11 protein-coding genes and 1 pseudogene are annotated in these 16,122 nt (G+C 41.4%); 11 read left to right on the top strand and 1 reads right to left on the bottom strand.

What is annotated here, in order from left to right:
* Positions 1–184 precede the first annotated feature (184 nt).
* The 10 genes and pseudogenes from V1500_RS14295 to V1500_RS14250 all read left to right on the top strand — a co-directional run bounded on the left by V1500_RS14295 (position 185) and on the right by V1500_RS14250 (position 14,609).
* Positions 185–1,099 (top strand): HNH endonuclease, encoded by a 915-nt coding sequence (locus tag V1500_RS14295; protein WP_409300188.1) that lies wholly within the window; start codon positions 185–187, stop codon positions 1,097–1,099.
* 550 nt (positions 1,100–1,649) lie between these two features.
* Positions 1,650–2,636 carry a LacI family DNA-binding transcriptional regulator gene (locus V1500_RS14290; RefSeq protein WP_409305999.1) on the top strand — a complete coding sequence of 329 codons (987 nt, stop codon included), beginning with the start codon at positions 1,650–1,652 and terminating at the stop codon, positions 2,634–2,636.
* Positions 2,637–2,786: 150 nt separating this feature from the next.
* Complete coding sequence (locus tag V1500_RS14285; protein WP_409300186.1) at positions 2,787–4,244, top strand: sucrose-specific PTS transporter subunit IIBC; 1,458 nt, start codon at positions 2,787–2,789, stop codon at positions 4,242–4,244.
* 62 nt (positions 4,245–4,306) lie between these two features.
* Positions 4,307–5,779 (top strand): sucrose-6-phosphate hydrolase, encoded by a 1,473-nt coding sequence (locus tag V1500_RS14280; protein ID WP_409300184.1) that lies wholly within the window; start codon positions 4,307–4,309, stop codon positions 5,777–5,779.
* Positions 5,780–5,898: 119 nt separating this feature from the next.
* Positions 5,899–6,873, top strand: a complete 975-nt coding sequence (locus V1500_RS14275; protein WP_409300183.1) for a carbohydrate kinase family protein — start codon at positions 5,899–5,901, stop codon at positions 6,871–6,873.
* 99 nt (positions 6,874–6,972) lie between these two features.
* Positions 6,973–8,583: pseudogene (locus V1500_RS14270) on the top strand (alpha-glucosidase).
* A 402-nt stretch (positions 8,584–8,985) separates the two neighbouring features.
* Positions 8,986–11,592 (top strand): AAA domain-containing protein, encoded by a 2,607-nt coding sequence (locus V1500_RS14265; protein WP_409300181.1) that lies wholly within the window; start codon positions 8,986–8,988, stop codon positions 11,590–11,592.
* 279 nt (positions 11,593–11,871) lie between these two features.
* Entirely contained in the window at positions 11,872–12,678 is an 807-nt protein-coding gene (locus tag V1500_RS14260; RefSeq protein ID WP_409300180.1) for an STAS domain-containing protein, read from the top strand.
* Positions 12,679–13,009: 331 nt separating this feature from the next.
* Positions 13,010–13,579: a CBO0543 family protein gene (locus V1500_RS14255; protein WP_409300178.1), complete on the top strand. Its 570-nt coding sequence runs from the start codon at positions 13,010–13,012 to the stop codon at positions 13,577–13,579.
* 883 nt (positions 13,580–14,462) lie between these two features.
* Positions 14,463–14,609, top strand: a complete 147-nt coding sequence (locus V1500_RS14250) for a hypothetical protein (RefSeq protein WP_409300176.1) — start codon at positions 14,463–14,465, stop codon at positions 14,607–14,609.
* 160 nt (positions 14,610–14,769) lie between these two features.
* On the opposite strand, the gene V1500_RS14245 is transcribed toward V1500_RS14250, so the two are convergent.
* Complete coding sequence (locus V1500_RS14245) at positions 14,770–14,958, bottom strand: hypothetical protein (RefSeq protein ID WP_409300174.1); 189 nt, start codon at positions 14,956–14,958, stop codon at positions 14,770–14,772.
* Between the two features lie 283 nt (positions 14,959–15,241).
* Here V1500_RS14245 and V1500_RS14240 point away from each other — a divergent pair, with 283 nt between their 5' ends.
* On the top strand, positions 15,242–15,922 hold the full coding sequence (locus tag V1500_RS14240; protein ID WP_409300173.1) for a GNAT family N-acetyltransferase: 681 nt from the start codon (positions 15,242–15,244) through the stop codon (positions 15,920–15,922).
* Positions 15,923–16,122: the final 200 nt, after the last annotated feature.

Here is a 16,122-nt window from a genome sequence, read left to right as displayed (position 1 = left end):
TTTGGAGCGGCGTTTTTATATGTATAAATACTATCTCGGGGTAATAGATTACGCCTCATCAACGCTTGATAATGTGTTAAAATATTATTTTAAAATATACACATGTACTTATTTGCTGGAATAAGGTTATGATAGGGGTAGCAGGAGAGTCGAGGCTCCTCATTATGTGTTGGAGGGTAAGAAATTGAGGAGTTTTATTGTGATGCAAGGCGATACATATCCAGAGGAAAAAGATTTAGGAATCATTTGGACGCCGCAACTTGATAGGCGCGGGATGAAGCAGCATTCCTGGGAGAGAATGAAAGAAGTGGAGACAGGCGACCGGATCTTTCATTATGTGAAAGGGGAAATTGTTGCGATCAGCATTGTTCGCGAAGGCTGTACATTATCAAGTAAGCCGGCTGCTGCACAAATGAATTTCAGTGATGAAGAAGGTTATTTGGTTAACCTGGAATACTTCGAGCTGGATAGCTCTCTTAAGATTCGGGAGAATTTCACTCAGATTTCCCCGGTGCTGCCGGTCAAATATTCACCGTTTCAGGAAGATACCACTGGAAATCATGGCTATTTATACCCATGTAATGAGGAGTTAGCGATCAAGCTACTCGACTTGATCAGTGAACGCAATATTTATCTTGTTAATGAGGAGCAGCTTGAATTTTCGATTGATGTGATAAGAAGTACAGAGCACGATGCACTGATTCCTGTAATTGTGGAGACTGAATCTGAATTGAAGGCAAAGATCCGGATGGGACTGGAAAAGGTCAGAAAAGAAATGCTTCCATTATGGCAGTGTAAATGTGCTTTATGTGACATTGATTTATCGGAATTGTTGACTGTAAGCCAGTCTAAGCCGTGGAAGGATAGCACAAACCATGAAAAGGCCGACCCATATAATGGAGTGCTTCTATGCAGCAATCATGCAGCTTTATATAATAACGGTTTGATTGCATTCGATGGGCAAGGGCGTCTTCACATTTCCCTGGAGATCAATCAGGAAGATTATTTGAAATATGGCCTTACCGCTGGGACCAAAATAATGGTTCACCCTGAGAACAAAATATATTTCAAATGGCACAAGAAGAATATTTTCAGATGAGTTATTTTTAAAAATAGGATTAATATATACCATTGAATATCTCTCTGCAGCAGTAAGACAAGGTATTTTTGTTTGCAGCTTATTAATAAATATATGAATATAGCATTTAGAAACCGCGATGAAACTACTTTTCCTTTCGAAATATGGAACATAGGATCTTCATAGGGGTGGTGAGGCTGCATTTCCATTCTATATGATGAAAGTACTTTGGCATCCAAAACATGGAACAAAGAGTCTTCATTCCGGTGATGAAACTGCATTTCATTCAAAACTGGGAAGAAAGAATATTCATATGGCTGATGAAGCTGCATTACCATTCAGACCGTAGAAGAGAGAATAATCATACGGCTGATGAAGCTGCAATACCATTCAAACCCGGATGAATGAATCTTCACTACATGCGATGATCCTACATTTCCATTCAAAACGTGGAAGAAAGGATTTTCATATAGCAATGGCTTTACAGCGGGTCACCATTATTGTAAAAAGTTTATACAAGAAAATCCATGCTTTGATCCATTCATCAAATGTTACGGAGTTGACTAGACAAATGATTACCATTTCGGATATCGCTAAAATTGCCGGGGTAGCCAAAAGTACAGTTTCCCGATTTCTGAACGGGGGATCTGTAGGGGATGCTACCAAGAAGAAAATTGAAAGAGCGATCGAAGAAACAGGCTATACGCCCAATCCCTTTGCCCAGAGCTTGAAAGCAAAGAAAACCAATATTATCGGAACCATTATTCCGCGTCTTGATTCTTATGCTGCGTCGCACACGGTTATTGGCATTGACCAGCAATTAAAGGAAAATAATTATCAGATGCTCATATCCAATACCAGTCAAAATATTGAACGTGAAATTGAAAGCATCTATAGTTTTTCGAACCAAAAAGCGGCTGGCATCATCCTTTTGGCCACTGAAATAACTCCTGCCCATGAAGAGGCGTTTGAGGCTGTCCAAATCCCGGTTATTCTGATTGGGCAAGAACATGCTCATATGCACAGTGTCATACATGACGACTTTCATGCAAGCCTAAGTATGGGGCAGTATGTGATCGAAAAAGGCCACCGGAAAATTGCTTATCTGGGAGTCACCGAAAAAGATATTGCGGTAGGTGTGAAAAGAAAGCGGGGATTCCAGAAGGCGCTTGAAGACTGTCCGGATTGCGAGGCTAGATATTTTGAGTCGGAATTCAACATACCTGCTGCCCAACAAGCTGCCGAGCGCATTTTTTCCTGTAATTTCAACCCTTCGATCATTGTTTGTGCGACTGATAATATCGCTCTGGGAGTCCTGAAAGCGGCTTATCAAAAAGGAATCAGGGTTCCAGCTGAACTATCTGTAACGGGATTCGGGGGTTATGACATTACAGAAGTGATACATCCAGGCCTGACGACTGCTAAGTTCTTTTATCATGAAGCTGGAGCAACCGCAGCCAAAAATATGCTGAAGCTAATCGACCAGGAGGAAGTGGAAATAACTTCCATATCAAAATATCAAATTATTGAAAGAGAAAGCGTTGACATTTTAGTATAGTTGGATTTATAATTCAATTAATGAAACCGGTTCCATCAAAAAAGTGAACCGGTCCTCTAATTCAATAAATTGGAACCGGTTCCGTAAAAGGCGCCTTCATTTTTAAATGAAAATGGAACCGGTTCCTCATAAAAATAAAGGAGGTTCATTATGAACCACAAAAACATTGCAGAAGAGATTTTAGTCGCAATCGGCGGTCGTGAGAATGTCTCAGCAGCAGCACATTGTGCAACAAGGCTGCGGCTCGTACTCAATGATGAATCTTTGGTAAATCAAGAAAGTCTGGACAAAATGGATGTGGTCAAGGGAACTTTTTCAACCGGAGGGCAGTATCAGATCATTTTGGGGTCAGGCACAGTCAATGAAGTATACAAGCATTTTTCTAAAGCAGCAGGAATTGAAGAGATGTCCACTAGTGATGTCAAAGACGCTGGCTCGAAAAAATTAAATCCATTGCAACGTTTTGTGAAAATGCTTTCCGACATTTTTGTTCCGATCATTCCGGCAATTGTCGCTGGCGGTTTATTAATGGGATTGAACAACGTACTTACAGCCAAGGACTTATTTTTTGCAGGAAAGTCCCTGATAGATGCGTACCCGGAAATGGCAGATTTGGCCGCTCTCATTAATACTTTTGCAAACGCTGCCTTTGTCTTCCTGCCCATATTAATCGGCTTCTCGGCTACAAAGCGATTCGGTGGAAATCCATATCTTGGTGCAGCCCTTGGGATGCTGATGGTTCACCCTGATTTGCTAAATGGATACGGTTATGGTGCAGCCCTTCTGAAAGGAGAAGTCCCGGTCTGGAACATCTTTGGGCTTGAAATTGAGAAGGTAGGGTACCAGGGGACTGTCCTTCCAGTACTGGCAGCTTCATTTATCCTGGCAAAAATAGAAACATTCCTGCGCCGGGTGATTCCTTCAGCGCTGGATAATCTTTTAACACCGCTTCTATCAATCTTTGTTACTGGAATTCTTACCTTTACATTGGTTGGTCCATTGACAAGGTCAGCCGGTAATCTGTTAACCGACGGGATTGTCTGGATGTATGATACAACTGGCGCTGTTGGCGGATTGATCTTTGGACTATTATATGCACCGATAGTTATCACAGGTATGCATCACAGCTTTATCGCGGTAGAAACACAATTGCTTGCAGACATTGCAAAAACAGGCGGATCATTTATCTTTGTCATTGCGACGATGTCGAATGTGGCCCAGGGTGCTGCAACTCTTGCAGTCATGATGACAACACGTGATGCCAAAATTAAAGGTACGGCATCTGCAGCAGGGATTTCGGCCCTACTTGGAATTACGGAACCAGCCATGTTCGGAGTAAACTTAAAGCTGAGGTACCCATTTATTGGTGCCATCATTGGTTCGGCATTCGGCTCTGCTTTTGCCACCTTATTAAAAGTAAAAGCTGTAGCGTTGGGTGCGGCAGGAATTCCAGGGGTTATTTCCATCAACCCTTCATCCATCATTTCATATATTCTAGGAATGATCATTGCTATTGTAATTGCATTCAGTGTCACCTTCTTTCTGGCAAGAAGAGATACCAGGAAAGTACAAAAAAGCGGGAGCACGGCAGACAAGAAAGCTGCATGAAGAGAATCATAGTCAAGGAGAATCCTAGATTCTCCTTTGATATTTTTTAGGAGCTGATACTTTTGGAATGGACAAAAGAGCAAAGATACAGGAAAATCGAGGATGTTACAGAGGAAGAATTGCAGAACCTTGCTAACTTGGTCAACCAGTGTCCATGGAGACAGTCTTATCATATCAGTCCGGTTACCGGCCTGCTCAATGATCCAAATGGCTTTTCATTCTTCAATGGCGAATATCACTTGTTTTACCAGTGGTTCCCGCTCGGCCCGGTTCATGGTTTAAAATACTGGTATCATACCAAGTCAAAGGATCTCGTCCATTGGGAGAATGTCGGGATTGCACTCCACCCTACGAATCAGTATGACAGCCATGGTGTATATTCAGGCAGTGCGCTCGAAAAGGATGGTGTACTTTATCTTATGTATACTGGCAATACCAGAGATGAAAACTGGACCAGACATCCATTTCAATGTATCGCACTAATGGACGAGAAAGGGAATATTGTGAAAAACGCACAGCCTGTCATTTCAGAAGTGCCTGAAGGCTATACCGACCATTTCCGTGACCCTAAGGTATGGGAAGAGAATGGAGTCTATTACGCCATTATTGGTGCTCAGAGGACAAACAAAACTGGCTGTACTGTACTATACAAATCTGCAGATTTAATGAATTGGATTTTTCTTGGAGAAATGGAGACAGGACTTACAGAATTTGGGTATATGTGGGAGTGTCCGGATTACTTCGTGCTTGATGGGCAAAGTATTCTATTGTTTTCTCCTCAAGGAATTTCGCCTGTCAATGACGAATTTCAAAATATATATCAATCCGGCTATGTCATGGGTAAGGCAGATATACCTGCGGGGAAGCTTGTACATGGAAAGTTCACTGAGCTTGACCGAGGTTTTGACTTCTATGCACCTCAAACCATGGTTGACCCAGAGGGCCGTCGTTTTCTTGTCGGATGGATGGGATTGCCTGACATCGATTATCCAACTGATATCAATGGATGGGCTCACTGCCTCACGCTTGTGCGGGAACTTTCAATTAGAAACGGAAAACTGATTCAAAAGCCTGTTCGGGAGACAGCGGACTTGAGAGGGAATCAAACAGACGGACAAGCTGACCTCGAGAACAGCAGCATTACTTTAAACGAGTTTGAGGGGCAGACATATGAGCTTCACGCTGAATTTACCGGAAGTACGGCACAACAGTTTGGATTGGAGCTCAGAGTGGGCACAGGCGAAAAAACAGTAATTAAGTATGACAGAATGGATAAGAAAGTGATTCTCGACCGAACGCATTCTGGGGTCCCTGTTGCCGAGGGATACGGTTCCATTCGGAAGTGTGCGCTTGATTCTGAAAAAGTTACCTTCCAGGTGTTCGTGGATGTTTCATCTGTTGAGGTGTTTGTTAATGATGGCGAAGAGGTCTTTACTGGCAGAATTTTTCCTAAAGCAGACAGCCGGGGAATCCGCTTTTTTTCTAAGGGAGGCCATACCCGCGTGAAGGCAACAAAATGGGATATCAAAAAATAAGCACTGCTTTCAGGCAGTGAACTGCATGTAAAAGGAAAGATGCCGTTACTTGGTATCTTTCTTTTACGCGCTTATTTAAGCACACAAAATTACTTATCAAATTATTTGAGGTGAGAGGCATGGGAAAGCTTTTTTCCATTGGTGAAGTACTGATTGATTTTATCCCCCTGCAGAAGGGGAGGGCTTTAAAGGATGTTACCTCTTTTGAAAGGGCGCCGGGTGGTGCACCGGCTAATGTGGCAGCTGCAGTTTCCAAATATGGCGGCCAGTCCTCCATGATCACTAAGCTCGGTTCGGATGCATTTGGTGATTTTTTGATTGGAAGGCTAGAGGAAGTCGGGGTTGAAACGGATAAGGTTTCTCGAACTAGTGAGGCAAACACTGGGCTTGCCTTTGTTTCGTTAAAAGATAATGGGGAACGCGATTTTTCTTTTTACCGGAAGCCTTCTGCCGATTTGTTATTAACAGAGGAGGAAATCGATCCTTCCTGGTTTGCAGCAGGAGACATACTTCATTTCGGATCGGTAGACTTAGTGGAGAGTCCCATGAAACTAGCGCACAAAAAAGCCATTAAAGCAGTTAAAGAGCTTGGCGGGCTTATCAGCTTTGACCCAAATGTCAGGCTTCCTCTTTGGGATAGTCCGGAAGCATGCAGGCAGGCGATCCTTGAATTTATACCTGAGGCACATCTGTTAAAGATTTCAGACGAGGAACTGGAATTTATAACCGGGATTAAGGATGTGGAAGCTGCCATCCAATCCCTTTTCGTTGGAGATGTAGAGGCTGTCATATATACAAAGGGTTCGGCAGGAGCAGCTTTGTATAGTCATGATAACGTGTATCACTCCAGCGGATTTCGGGTGAATGCACAGGATACGACAGGTGCAGGAGATGCTTTTATAGGAGCCTTTTTATTCAAACTGCTTTCCATGGAAACACGGCCAGAAAACCTTATTTCTATACTAACCGAAAACCATTCTGAAATCCTCACCTTTGCTAATGCCAGCGGAGCACTGACGACTACGGGAAAAGGTGCCATTTCTGCACTTCCATCTTCCGGAGAAATAGAAGAGTTGATTTCAGCAAATCCTTAAATTACGATAGCTGGGTACTTTTGATTTTTGGAGCTGATGGAATTGCCAAGGAAATGATGGAAAGAAAGCGTTGTATATCAAATTTACCCAAGAAGTTTTATGGACAGCACTGGAGATGGCATTGTCGATATTCAGGGCATTATATCCAAACTGGATTATCTGAAGACATTGGGAGTGGATGTGGTTTGGCTGTCGCCGGTGTTTAAATCTCCAAATGATGATGTATGATATCAGCGATTACCAGGACATAATGGATGAATTCGGAACGATGTAGGACTGGGAAGAACTGCTTGAAAAAATGCATCAGCGGGGTTTAAAGCTTGTGATGGACCTCGTTGTCAACCATTCGTCTGATGAACATCCATGGTTCGTGGAAGCACGTAAGTCAAAGGATAACCCGTATAGGGATTACTATATTTGGCGTCCTGGTGTGGATGGCCATCCACCGACCGATTGGACTGCGTCATTCGGCGGCAGTGCCTGGGAATTCGATCTGGAAACGGACGAATATTATCTGCATATGTTCTCAAAAAAACAGCCCGATTTGAATTGGGAAAATCCCGATTTAAGGGAAGAGATTTATAAAATGATGAAGTTCTGGCTGGATAAAGGTGTTGACGGATTCCGTATGGATGTGATCAACATGATATCCAAAAAGGAGTTTTTATCCTCTTATGAAGATTATCAAATCGGGAATGTTGAGCAAATACCATATGACCATAACGGGGCAAGGGTCCATGACCATTTACAGGAAATGAACAGGAAGGTCCTGTCCTCTTATGACATTATGACCGTGGGAGAGTGCCCGAGGGTTTCAACGGATGAAGCGAAGAAGTATACGGCAGAAAGCCGCCGGGAATTGAATATGGTGTTTCAATTTGAGCATATGAGTCTTGATAAAATAAAGGGCAAAAGCAAATGGGACTTAAAGCCGCTTTCCCTTTTGGACCTCAAACAGAACTTTTCCAAGTGGCAGAAGGAGCTGGAAAACGAAGGCTGGAATAGCCTTTATTGGAATAATCATGACCACGGATTGTTTCACGCTGGGGAAATGATATATCGTACAGGGAAAAGTCCGCCAAAATGCTTGCCACTGTCCTGCATATGATGAAAGGAACACCTTATATTTATCAGGGAGAAGAGCTCGGGATGACAAACGTCAGGTTTGATTCCATTTCAGACTATAAGGATATCGAGACGCTTAACATGTATCATGAAAGAATCACACGTGGATATAGCGAGAAAGGGATCATGAACTCCATTTATGTAAAAAGCCGCGATAATGCAAGGACACCGATGCAGTGGAATAGCGGAAGCAACGGCGGATTCACGACCGGAACGCCCTGGATTCAGGTAAATGAAAACTACTTGAAAATCAATGCGGAAGCCGCGTTAAAAGACACTGATTCCGTGTTCTATTACTATAAGAAGCTTATTAAGCTCCGCCATGAACAGGATATTATCGTAGAGGGCTCCTTTGACTTAATATTGGAGGAGCATCCTGCCATTTTTGCCTATACCAGAACCTTTGGCAGGGGAAAACTGCTTGTGATCAATAACTTCTATGAAGAAGAAACCGAATTTGAAACAGGGATCGACTATATAAATAAATCACTTTTAATCAGTAATTATGAGGGAGATAAGGATCAGAGTATTGAACGTTTTATCTTAAGGCCTTATGAATGCAGGGTTTATAAGCTGACATATTGATTGGAAGGCTGCTTCAGTTGAGGCAGCCTTTCATTTTTTCCATTTGGAGAATCTGCTTCCATAGTAAGGCTGATATATGAAAATGATTCACATGTAAGTGTTAGTAAATATAAAAGACAGCTTGCTACTGGATTTACTAGTAAAACAAGTTAATACAGAAGGGTTTTTCCTTCATGATAATACTCTATTATTGCAAATGGGGCAGCAGATCAAATCCAAACTGCCACCTAATTGCCTGATCGTAGGGTGCCATGTTATTTCCCCAGTTAGGTAAATATAACCGCACATGCCAAGAGAATAATTCTGATATAATGTCCTAATGGGAAATTATCAGACCACAGTGGAACGTTTCATACCGATTAGTAACTTTTCTATGTTGGTTTTGGATTGGAGCGATAAAAATTGGCCAGCATTCAAGAAATCATTGCACAATGGAAAAAGGCCCTTCAAATAGAAGTAAATCATTTAAAAAATCAAGGCGGTTCCAGATTTTTTTTATCGGAAGGAAAATGTCTGAGGAAGCAGGAAAGGAAATTTACCTACCTGTTCTTGTTGGCCTCCGATGACATGTTCCCGGATGATACGCCTGTCCGGATCGAGCACAGGAATCAATCATATTACGGGAAGATTGTTTCGGTGGAAGGTTTTGAAGCAGTCATAGAGGTGACTGCCTTCATGGGGGATAAGGTGGAAGAAGCACAATTGTTCAGCGAACCATGGGAAGTCATAGAAGCACTTTCTAGGAGATTGGACTCAATGGAGTCTTCTAACATCAAGTTAAAGAGGGCCAGCCGCTTGCTCTCCGGAAAAACGGCAGTCAAACATCCTGTTGAGAAAATAAAAAATGCAGTAGACGAGGCGGTTTTACGTTCCAGATATAATGCCGCTACCTATATCTGGGGACCGCCCGGAACTGGTAAAACCTTCACTTTAGCCAGGGTGATAGCCAAAAATTATGTAAGGGGCAAGAAGATATTAGTTTTGGCACATAGCAATGCTGCGGTGGACGTATTGATGTTGGAGTTGGCAGAGCTGATAAAGAGGAAGCTCAAATGGAAGCCAGGTGAGATTATAAGATATGGCTTCAGCGCCGACCCTAATTTGTTGAGGCACCGTGATATTCTGACCTCAAGATTAGTAGAAAACAGTAGCATGCATACACAGCAGAAGATACAAAAACTGCTGTCGGAAAGGTCACGGTTAAAGAAACTAATACAGTTGGATACGAGGAACAGGAATTCCGAAGAGCTTGTCCGAGTTGAAGAAGAGTTAAATAAACTAAGAAATGTAATCAAGAAGGAAGAATCCAAGTTTGTCGATCAGGCTTCCGTGTTAGGTGTCACCCTTGCCAAGGCAGCCATGGACCCCGCTGTTTACGAGCGCGAATATGATCTGGTGGTGGTAGACGAAGCAAGTATGGCTTCCATTCCTCAGATTGGCTATGCAAGCTCACTCGGAAAGAAGATCGTAATTTGCGGGGATTTCCGCCAGTTGCCGCCAATTGCAATGTCGGAGCATAAGCTGGTGGACTTTTGGTTGAAGCGGGATATCTTCCATGCAGCCAAAATTGTTCAGGCGGTGGAGCAGGGGCAGGAGCACCCGCATTTATTTATGCTGAAAGAGCAGCGAAGGATGCACCCTGACATATCCTCCTTTACAAACGAGTTTATCTATAATCATAGAGTTTTCGACCATGAAACGGTTGCCAAAACAAGGGATGAAATAGTAAATAAACCTCCGTTCTTAAATGAAGCAGCTGCTTTGGTTGACTTGTCAAACATGGCAGCATACAGCCTGAAGGAAGCTTCTTCAGATTCACGCTTTAACATATTGTCTGCCCTGATCTCCATGCAGTTGATCCTCTCGGCAAAGAAAAACGGGATCAACTCTATTGGCTTTATTGCTCCGTATAAAGCACAAGCAAGATTTATAACTGCTTGCCTGATGGATTTAATGCCGGAAGAGGCAAAGGATAGTGGAGATAAAGGAATCACAGCGGCCACAGTGCACAAATTTCAAGGCTCTGAACGGGATATGGTTATCTTTGATAATGTGGATAGTTTCCCACAACAGAGGGCTGGTGTCCTTCTGACTGATGAGACTAGCGACCGCCTTATCAATGTTGCTATTACAAGGGCGAAGGGCAAATTTATCAATATTGCAGACCGGAGTTATATTGAATCAAGAGTATCTAAGAAGCGGGCAGTGAACGCTTTGATTGATCATCTATCGAGGAATAATCACACCTATACACGCAATGAAATACGTACAGTGCTGCAAAAGCCGCAGCACGCCAATCTAAGATGGTTTGGTGATAAGGATTACGAGAAATTGCTGCTGGAGGATTTATCAAATGCGAAAGAAATCCTTATTTCCGTTCCTAACCCCTCAAAAATGGACAAGGCAATCTGGAATGTTTTAAGACATGCAGATTTCATTGCCGAGGTTACCTTCGTTACACCAAAGAAGGATGGGATACCGCTTGCATCGTTTCATCATGTAACAAGAGATTTAGTCATGCCTTTCCTCATCATTGATGGCAACACGCTATGGATTGGGACACCTGTTATGGCTGATAACCAACATTACCGTTCATACGATGCGCAGGATATAACATGCCGGCTTGTTTCAAAACGGGCAGTGAAGCTCCTTTCCAGTTTCCTGAATTTGCAGCCAGGTCAATATACAAAGCAGCAAGTTCAGGAAAAGCTTGTCAGCTACCGGCCCTCGTATTCCCTGGGACAGTATATAAAGTCCTGGGATCAGTGCCATGTCTGCCGAAGCAGGCGGGTCATGGAACCGGCAGCTAATGGAAGGATAATCCTGATGTGCAACTACTGTGGAAACCATAGCGGAATAACCAAAACCATCCTCCAGAAATATATTGATTATATCGATTTAAAATGCAGGACATGCCATACCGCGCTGGAAGCGTCAGGCAGCGGAAGAAACATTTCAGCCGAATGCTTTTCATGTAATGAAAAAATAGATGTGAGGTCTCTTTGGTAGTTTAGCAGGTCTAGATGGGTGTACTGGCCTTAAAAACAAGCTTATAGTCTACTATAAGAAAATAGATCGCAATTTCGAGCGAAGCCTTTTTAGGGTTTCGTTTTTTCTATAAAACTGAAAAAACAATGATAAGCTTTTTATCTGGATTTAGGATCATGCAGGATGTCTACAACTTTAACACTCTTTTAAGAAGGATTTCAGATTGAACTTGTTTAATTAACAAGCAGAAGAGTTTAGGTGAGCTATTACAACATTTTGCAAAAAAAGGAGTGTTGCATAGTGGGAGAATTTCGAAACAAAGTGGCTGAATATTTGAACGTCCACCAAAAAGAAATTATTCACACCCTTCTGCCTCAAACATTAAAAGATCTAAATATTACATTCACCAAACAGGATTTGGATATCCATTTCAGGATGCTTGACTCGCTTTTAGGCAGGATAGCCGCCAGCTTGTTGATCAGCAAAGCGGAAACCACAAAAAATGAGCCGGGATATGATCCTTTGAATTACTTCTTTGATCGGGGTGTTCAATTGAAGGAGACTGTTGCCGTGCTCTGCTCTTTCCGCTTGTCGTTGTTAAAATATTTGCGCCAATCAAAAGTAATTATGGCTGACGAATTGGATGACGGGCTGCAAATTTATGAGACGATTATTTTTGCATATGATGAAGTTATCCGAATGACGACTTACAGGTTTAACGAACAAATGAATTATACTCAGCTTAATATGGAGCGGGAATTGGACGGAGTGACTGCGCCTGTCGTTTGGATCAATGATACACATGCGGTTATGCCTCTTGTGGGAACATTTTCTTCATCACGTATGAATAAAATAATGGAAAACACACTAGCTCAGGTATCACAGCAGAATGTTCAGAAACTCATCATAGACTTTTCTGGGGTTATTAATTTTGATATCGTACTAGGGAAAAGCTTGTTTGACTTAATTTGTTCCCTGGAGCTGGTAGGTACGGAAGTGGTCATTACTGGTTTTACTCCTGCTATGGCAAAAACATCTGTAGACCTTGACGTTGATTTTTCCAGTCTCAAGATTTTCGGACAACTAAAACAGGCCCTGTCCAGATGATAGCACAATTTCTAGTAGCTTCATTTGGTTTTAAGGACATCTGATTAAGCACGAATTGGGTTTGGTGTTCACCCAGTTTCTCTTTTTGTTTGGAATCAGTTTTTATATCTTATTATTCGGTTGCTGCGGCAATCTTTTTTTAATTCTTCGGGTAGTGTGAAATGTCGTTAATATACAATCTTTATTAAAATAAAATACTTGTTAATATTGGTGTTGCCTTTAAAGAAATACAAGTTTTTTGAACAGCAATATTTTGTAAGGACACAGAGTATTGACGATTAGCTGCTGTCTGATTTGGAAATGATGTTTAGTAAAATCATTAGGTGATGCCATGCTCACAGCGTTATTCTTTGTTGCCATCCTGTTGATGGCAATAGGCTGTTTATACTTTATCAGATTAGATTGGAAAAGATATGGGCTTCTTTATCTTATTGCAGCTATTTCAGCCAATTTACTTTGTTATGTATTTACTGTGACAGATTATTATTCGTTTCCTAGAAATGTACTTCATAAGGAGTTAGTAATTCCTTATGCATTAGTCTCTTCAGCATTTCCTTTTGCAGTGTTATTTGGTGTTAGATATAGCCCTGAAAAATGGGTTTGGAAAATTCCTTTTTATTGGGGACTCATCCATATCGGTGTTTTATTTGAAGTTATATTACTGGCAACGCCTATTTTTACCTTTCAGGCAGAATGGGATTTATGGGACTCTTACTCGCTTAGATGGGTGTACTATTTACTGTTTGAAATATTAGGCGGGAAATTAATTCCACCTGAATTGCGTTCTCCCATTTCCTCTGAGGCATTTAAGTATGGCAGATGGGCGTGGATCGTGTTTCATGTCATTGTTATTTCGACTATTTTTCTGGCCGGTGTCTATGTAGGAATCACTTTATTTTAACAGTTAGAACAATGTCAACTTTTTACTGAACTTCCACCATAAAAGAGAATTGATTGCTTATTGACTGTTTTACAACCTTATTATGCGGGTTCGTTCTATGCCAGCGGGGAGGTATGCTTATTAAAACGGCAGGTTGGAATCAACCTTTCCATTAAATACCTTCCTGGCATTCATAAGTTAATCTCATTAATTTTGGCCGGTATAAAAGTGGGTGGATTGTAGAAGCCAACAATAATAATGTAAAGGTTTGTTAAACGTTTCACCGAACAGGTACTGACACCGCCACTTGTTTTGCACAACAATGAGTATAAAGGTAGCGCTCCTGTTACCAAAGCAGTCCTTGTAAGGGTGTGCTAATACCCAAGCCTGATCCGCAGACATACAGGAATTAGATCTTTTCAAATTTTCTCTGACCCAATTGCCATGAGGGACTATCGTTCCACAAAGGACGCAAAGCAGACGATTGGCTGGATAAACTGGATTTTAGATCATTATGAAAAACATAATTACGGTCTCTGGATTGTAGAAGATCGAGCAACGGGAACTTTTTTGGACAATGCGGGATTGTGCCCCAAGAAGTAGACGGCGTACTGGAAATGGAAATAGGATTCTTATTTGTACGAAGATTTTGGGAAAATGATATGCGACTGTAATAATTATGGATTTGGTAAATTGCATTTAAGAAAGATCGTTTCCCTGGCGGATTTGAGGAAAGAAGTTTTTGCTTATTCAGTATCTTTATCAAAAAACAAGTTTCGCAGTTTCTTCATATACTTTATGTTTCATTGGGATTGTAGGGATAGAATGTTATTCTTATATGTTTAGAATTGCCAAAAACGTGATATATATACATAACAACAAGATTATACAAGGAGGGGTAAACTTGGATAATACTAATCAAAATTCTCATAAACAAAAGCAGAATGATAAAGAAGATCAACAGCTAAAGCAAGAGGTAAACCAATTATTAACTCATGGCCGCAGAGCCTGGTATGCTGATTTCTGGAACGATAAGAATTCTTCATCATAAATCAATGAAAATGGAAAGTGAAATTAGAGATTAGCAGAAAGTGACAGGGCATGAGAAATCATGCTCTTTTTATTGTGGGAAGAAAGCTGCAGAATCTAATTCTATTTGGGATCCATATGGAAATTGAGAACAGTACGTTGTGCTGTGAAGCATTTTATTTTTAGTTCGCATGATGGAGCATTCGAAGGAGTAGCCGTATAAGGTGGACAATCCCTGAAATGATTAGGTCTCCTGCTGCCCATAATACATCTGCTACAAAGTTAAACCAATGGTAATGCTTTTTATGGCCGTTCTTTTCCATATGTAATTGTCTCCGTCTTTCTCTTCGCATTGTGGCTACCTCTCTCATCCAACTCCGCCTCACAAACGTTCGTTTGTTGTTTATACGTTTTATTAATAGAAAAGGTTCCAAAATTAAAGTGAGTGTTAGCGCAATATGTACTCTTACCGTTAAGAAAGAAGGATATTTTGGAATTCGGTTGCTTCTTATGTTAAGGGTAAAAAGCTAATTCCATACATTATTTGAGCCAAATCACACGCCCATCATATTTCTTAGAATCCAAGATATGTGTATAATCATATGAGTACAGGACTTATCAAAGCATTCGCAATATTGTTTGGGGAGGATGCAGATGGTTTCAGTTTTGGAATTGATGGAATATCATGTACATGTGTTATTTAAGCATGATGCACATAATCGATTAACTGTGGTGAATGAACCGCCATACGATTCTGCACCGCACGTTTTCGTTGGTCACACTGAATTGGGCAAAGTAGTGAAATACTATTCAAGTGCTCTTTCTGCAGAATTAATAGGAAAGCTGGAGCAGGAGTTGGAGGCGATACCAGCTGATCGTTTATCAGAATTAATCGAAGTTCTGCGTCAGGACCATCATGTAAACGATGTATGGACGGGACCAGCGTATGTATTTTCAGCTCTGACAGCTAGGACCCTATCAAAAGCCATACAAATAACTAATCAAAATAAAGACCTATTAAAATCATATTTTCCATATACATTTCAGGATTTTGCGGATAAGCAGCCTTGTTTTGTAATAATTGAGAATAATGTTCCTGTGTCGATTTGCTGCAGTGCTAGGCAGACACCAAAAGCTGCGGAAGCAAGTCTATTTACACATGAAAAATACCGTGGAAGAGGATTGGCTGTTCAAGTTGCGAATGCATGGGCTTTGGAGGTGCAAAAACAAGGACGCATTGCTCTATATAGCACTTCTGAAGACAATATTTCATCCAGGGCTTTGGCAAGGAAACTAGAGCTGATACAGTTTGGGACAGATTTTCATATCGGCTGAAATTTATTGCCAATCAAATATTTTTCACATGGGTAATGCACTTGCCTAAATTTCGGTGCCTAATATTTGAGCGCTTTTCACTGCGTTTCTCAGTAAATTTTCAAACGAGACAGGTTTACACCAGACAGACAGGTGCAGCCAAAGGCAAGAAAGAATAACAGTTAAAACGTATCGGCCTACAACAACGCTTTCTTTGAAAT

Origin of the sequence: Peribacillus sedimenti (genome assembly GCF_046237635.1) — a bacterium.
GTDB classification, from domain to species: Bacteria; Bacillota; Bacilli; order Bacillales; family DSM-1321; genus Peribacillus; species Peribacillus sedimenti.
Note: the sequence above shows the minus strand (reverse complement) of the source record. Positions and strands in the feature narration are given on the sequence as shown.

What these genes read in the sequence shown, in the direction of transcription:
- V1500_RS14290 (WP_409305999.1), top strand. Translation starts at nt 1,650, where the DNA reads ATGATTACCATTTCGGATATCGCTAAAATTGCCGGGGTAGCCAAAAGT.
- V1500_RS14285 (WP_409300186.1), top strand. Translation starts at nt 2,787, where the DNA reads ATGAACCACAAAAACATTGCAGAAGAGATTTTAGTCGCAATCGGCGGT.
- V1500_RS14275 (WP_409300183.1), top strand. Translation starts at nt 5,899, where the DNA reads ATGGGAAAGCTTTTTTCCATTGGTGAAGTACTGATTGATTTTATCCCC.
- V1500_RS14255 (WP_409300178.1), top strand. Translation starts at nt 13,010, where the DNA reads ATGCTCACAGCGTTATTCTTTGTTGCCATCCTGTTGATGGCAATAGGC.
- V1500_RS14245 (WP_409300174.1), bottom strand. Translation starts at nt 14,958, where the DNA reads ATGAGAGAGGTAGCCACAATGCGAAGAGAAAGACGGAGACAATTACAT.
- V1500_RS14240 (WP_409300173.1), top strand. Translation starts at nt 15,242, where the DNA reads ATGGTTTCAGTTTTGGAATTGATGGAATATCATGTACATGTGTTATTT.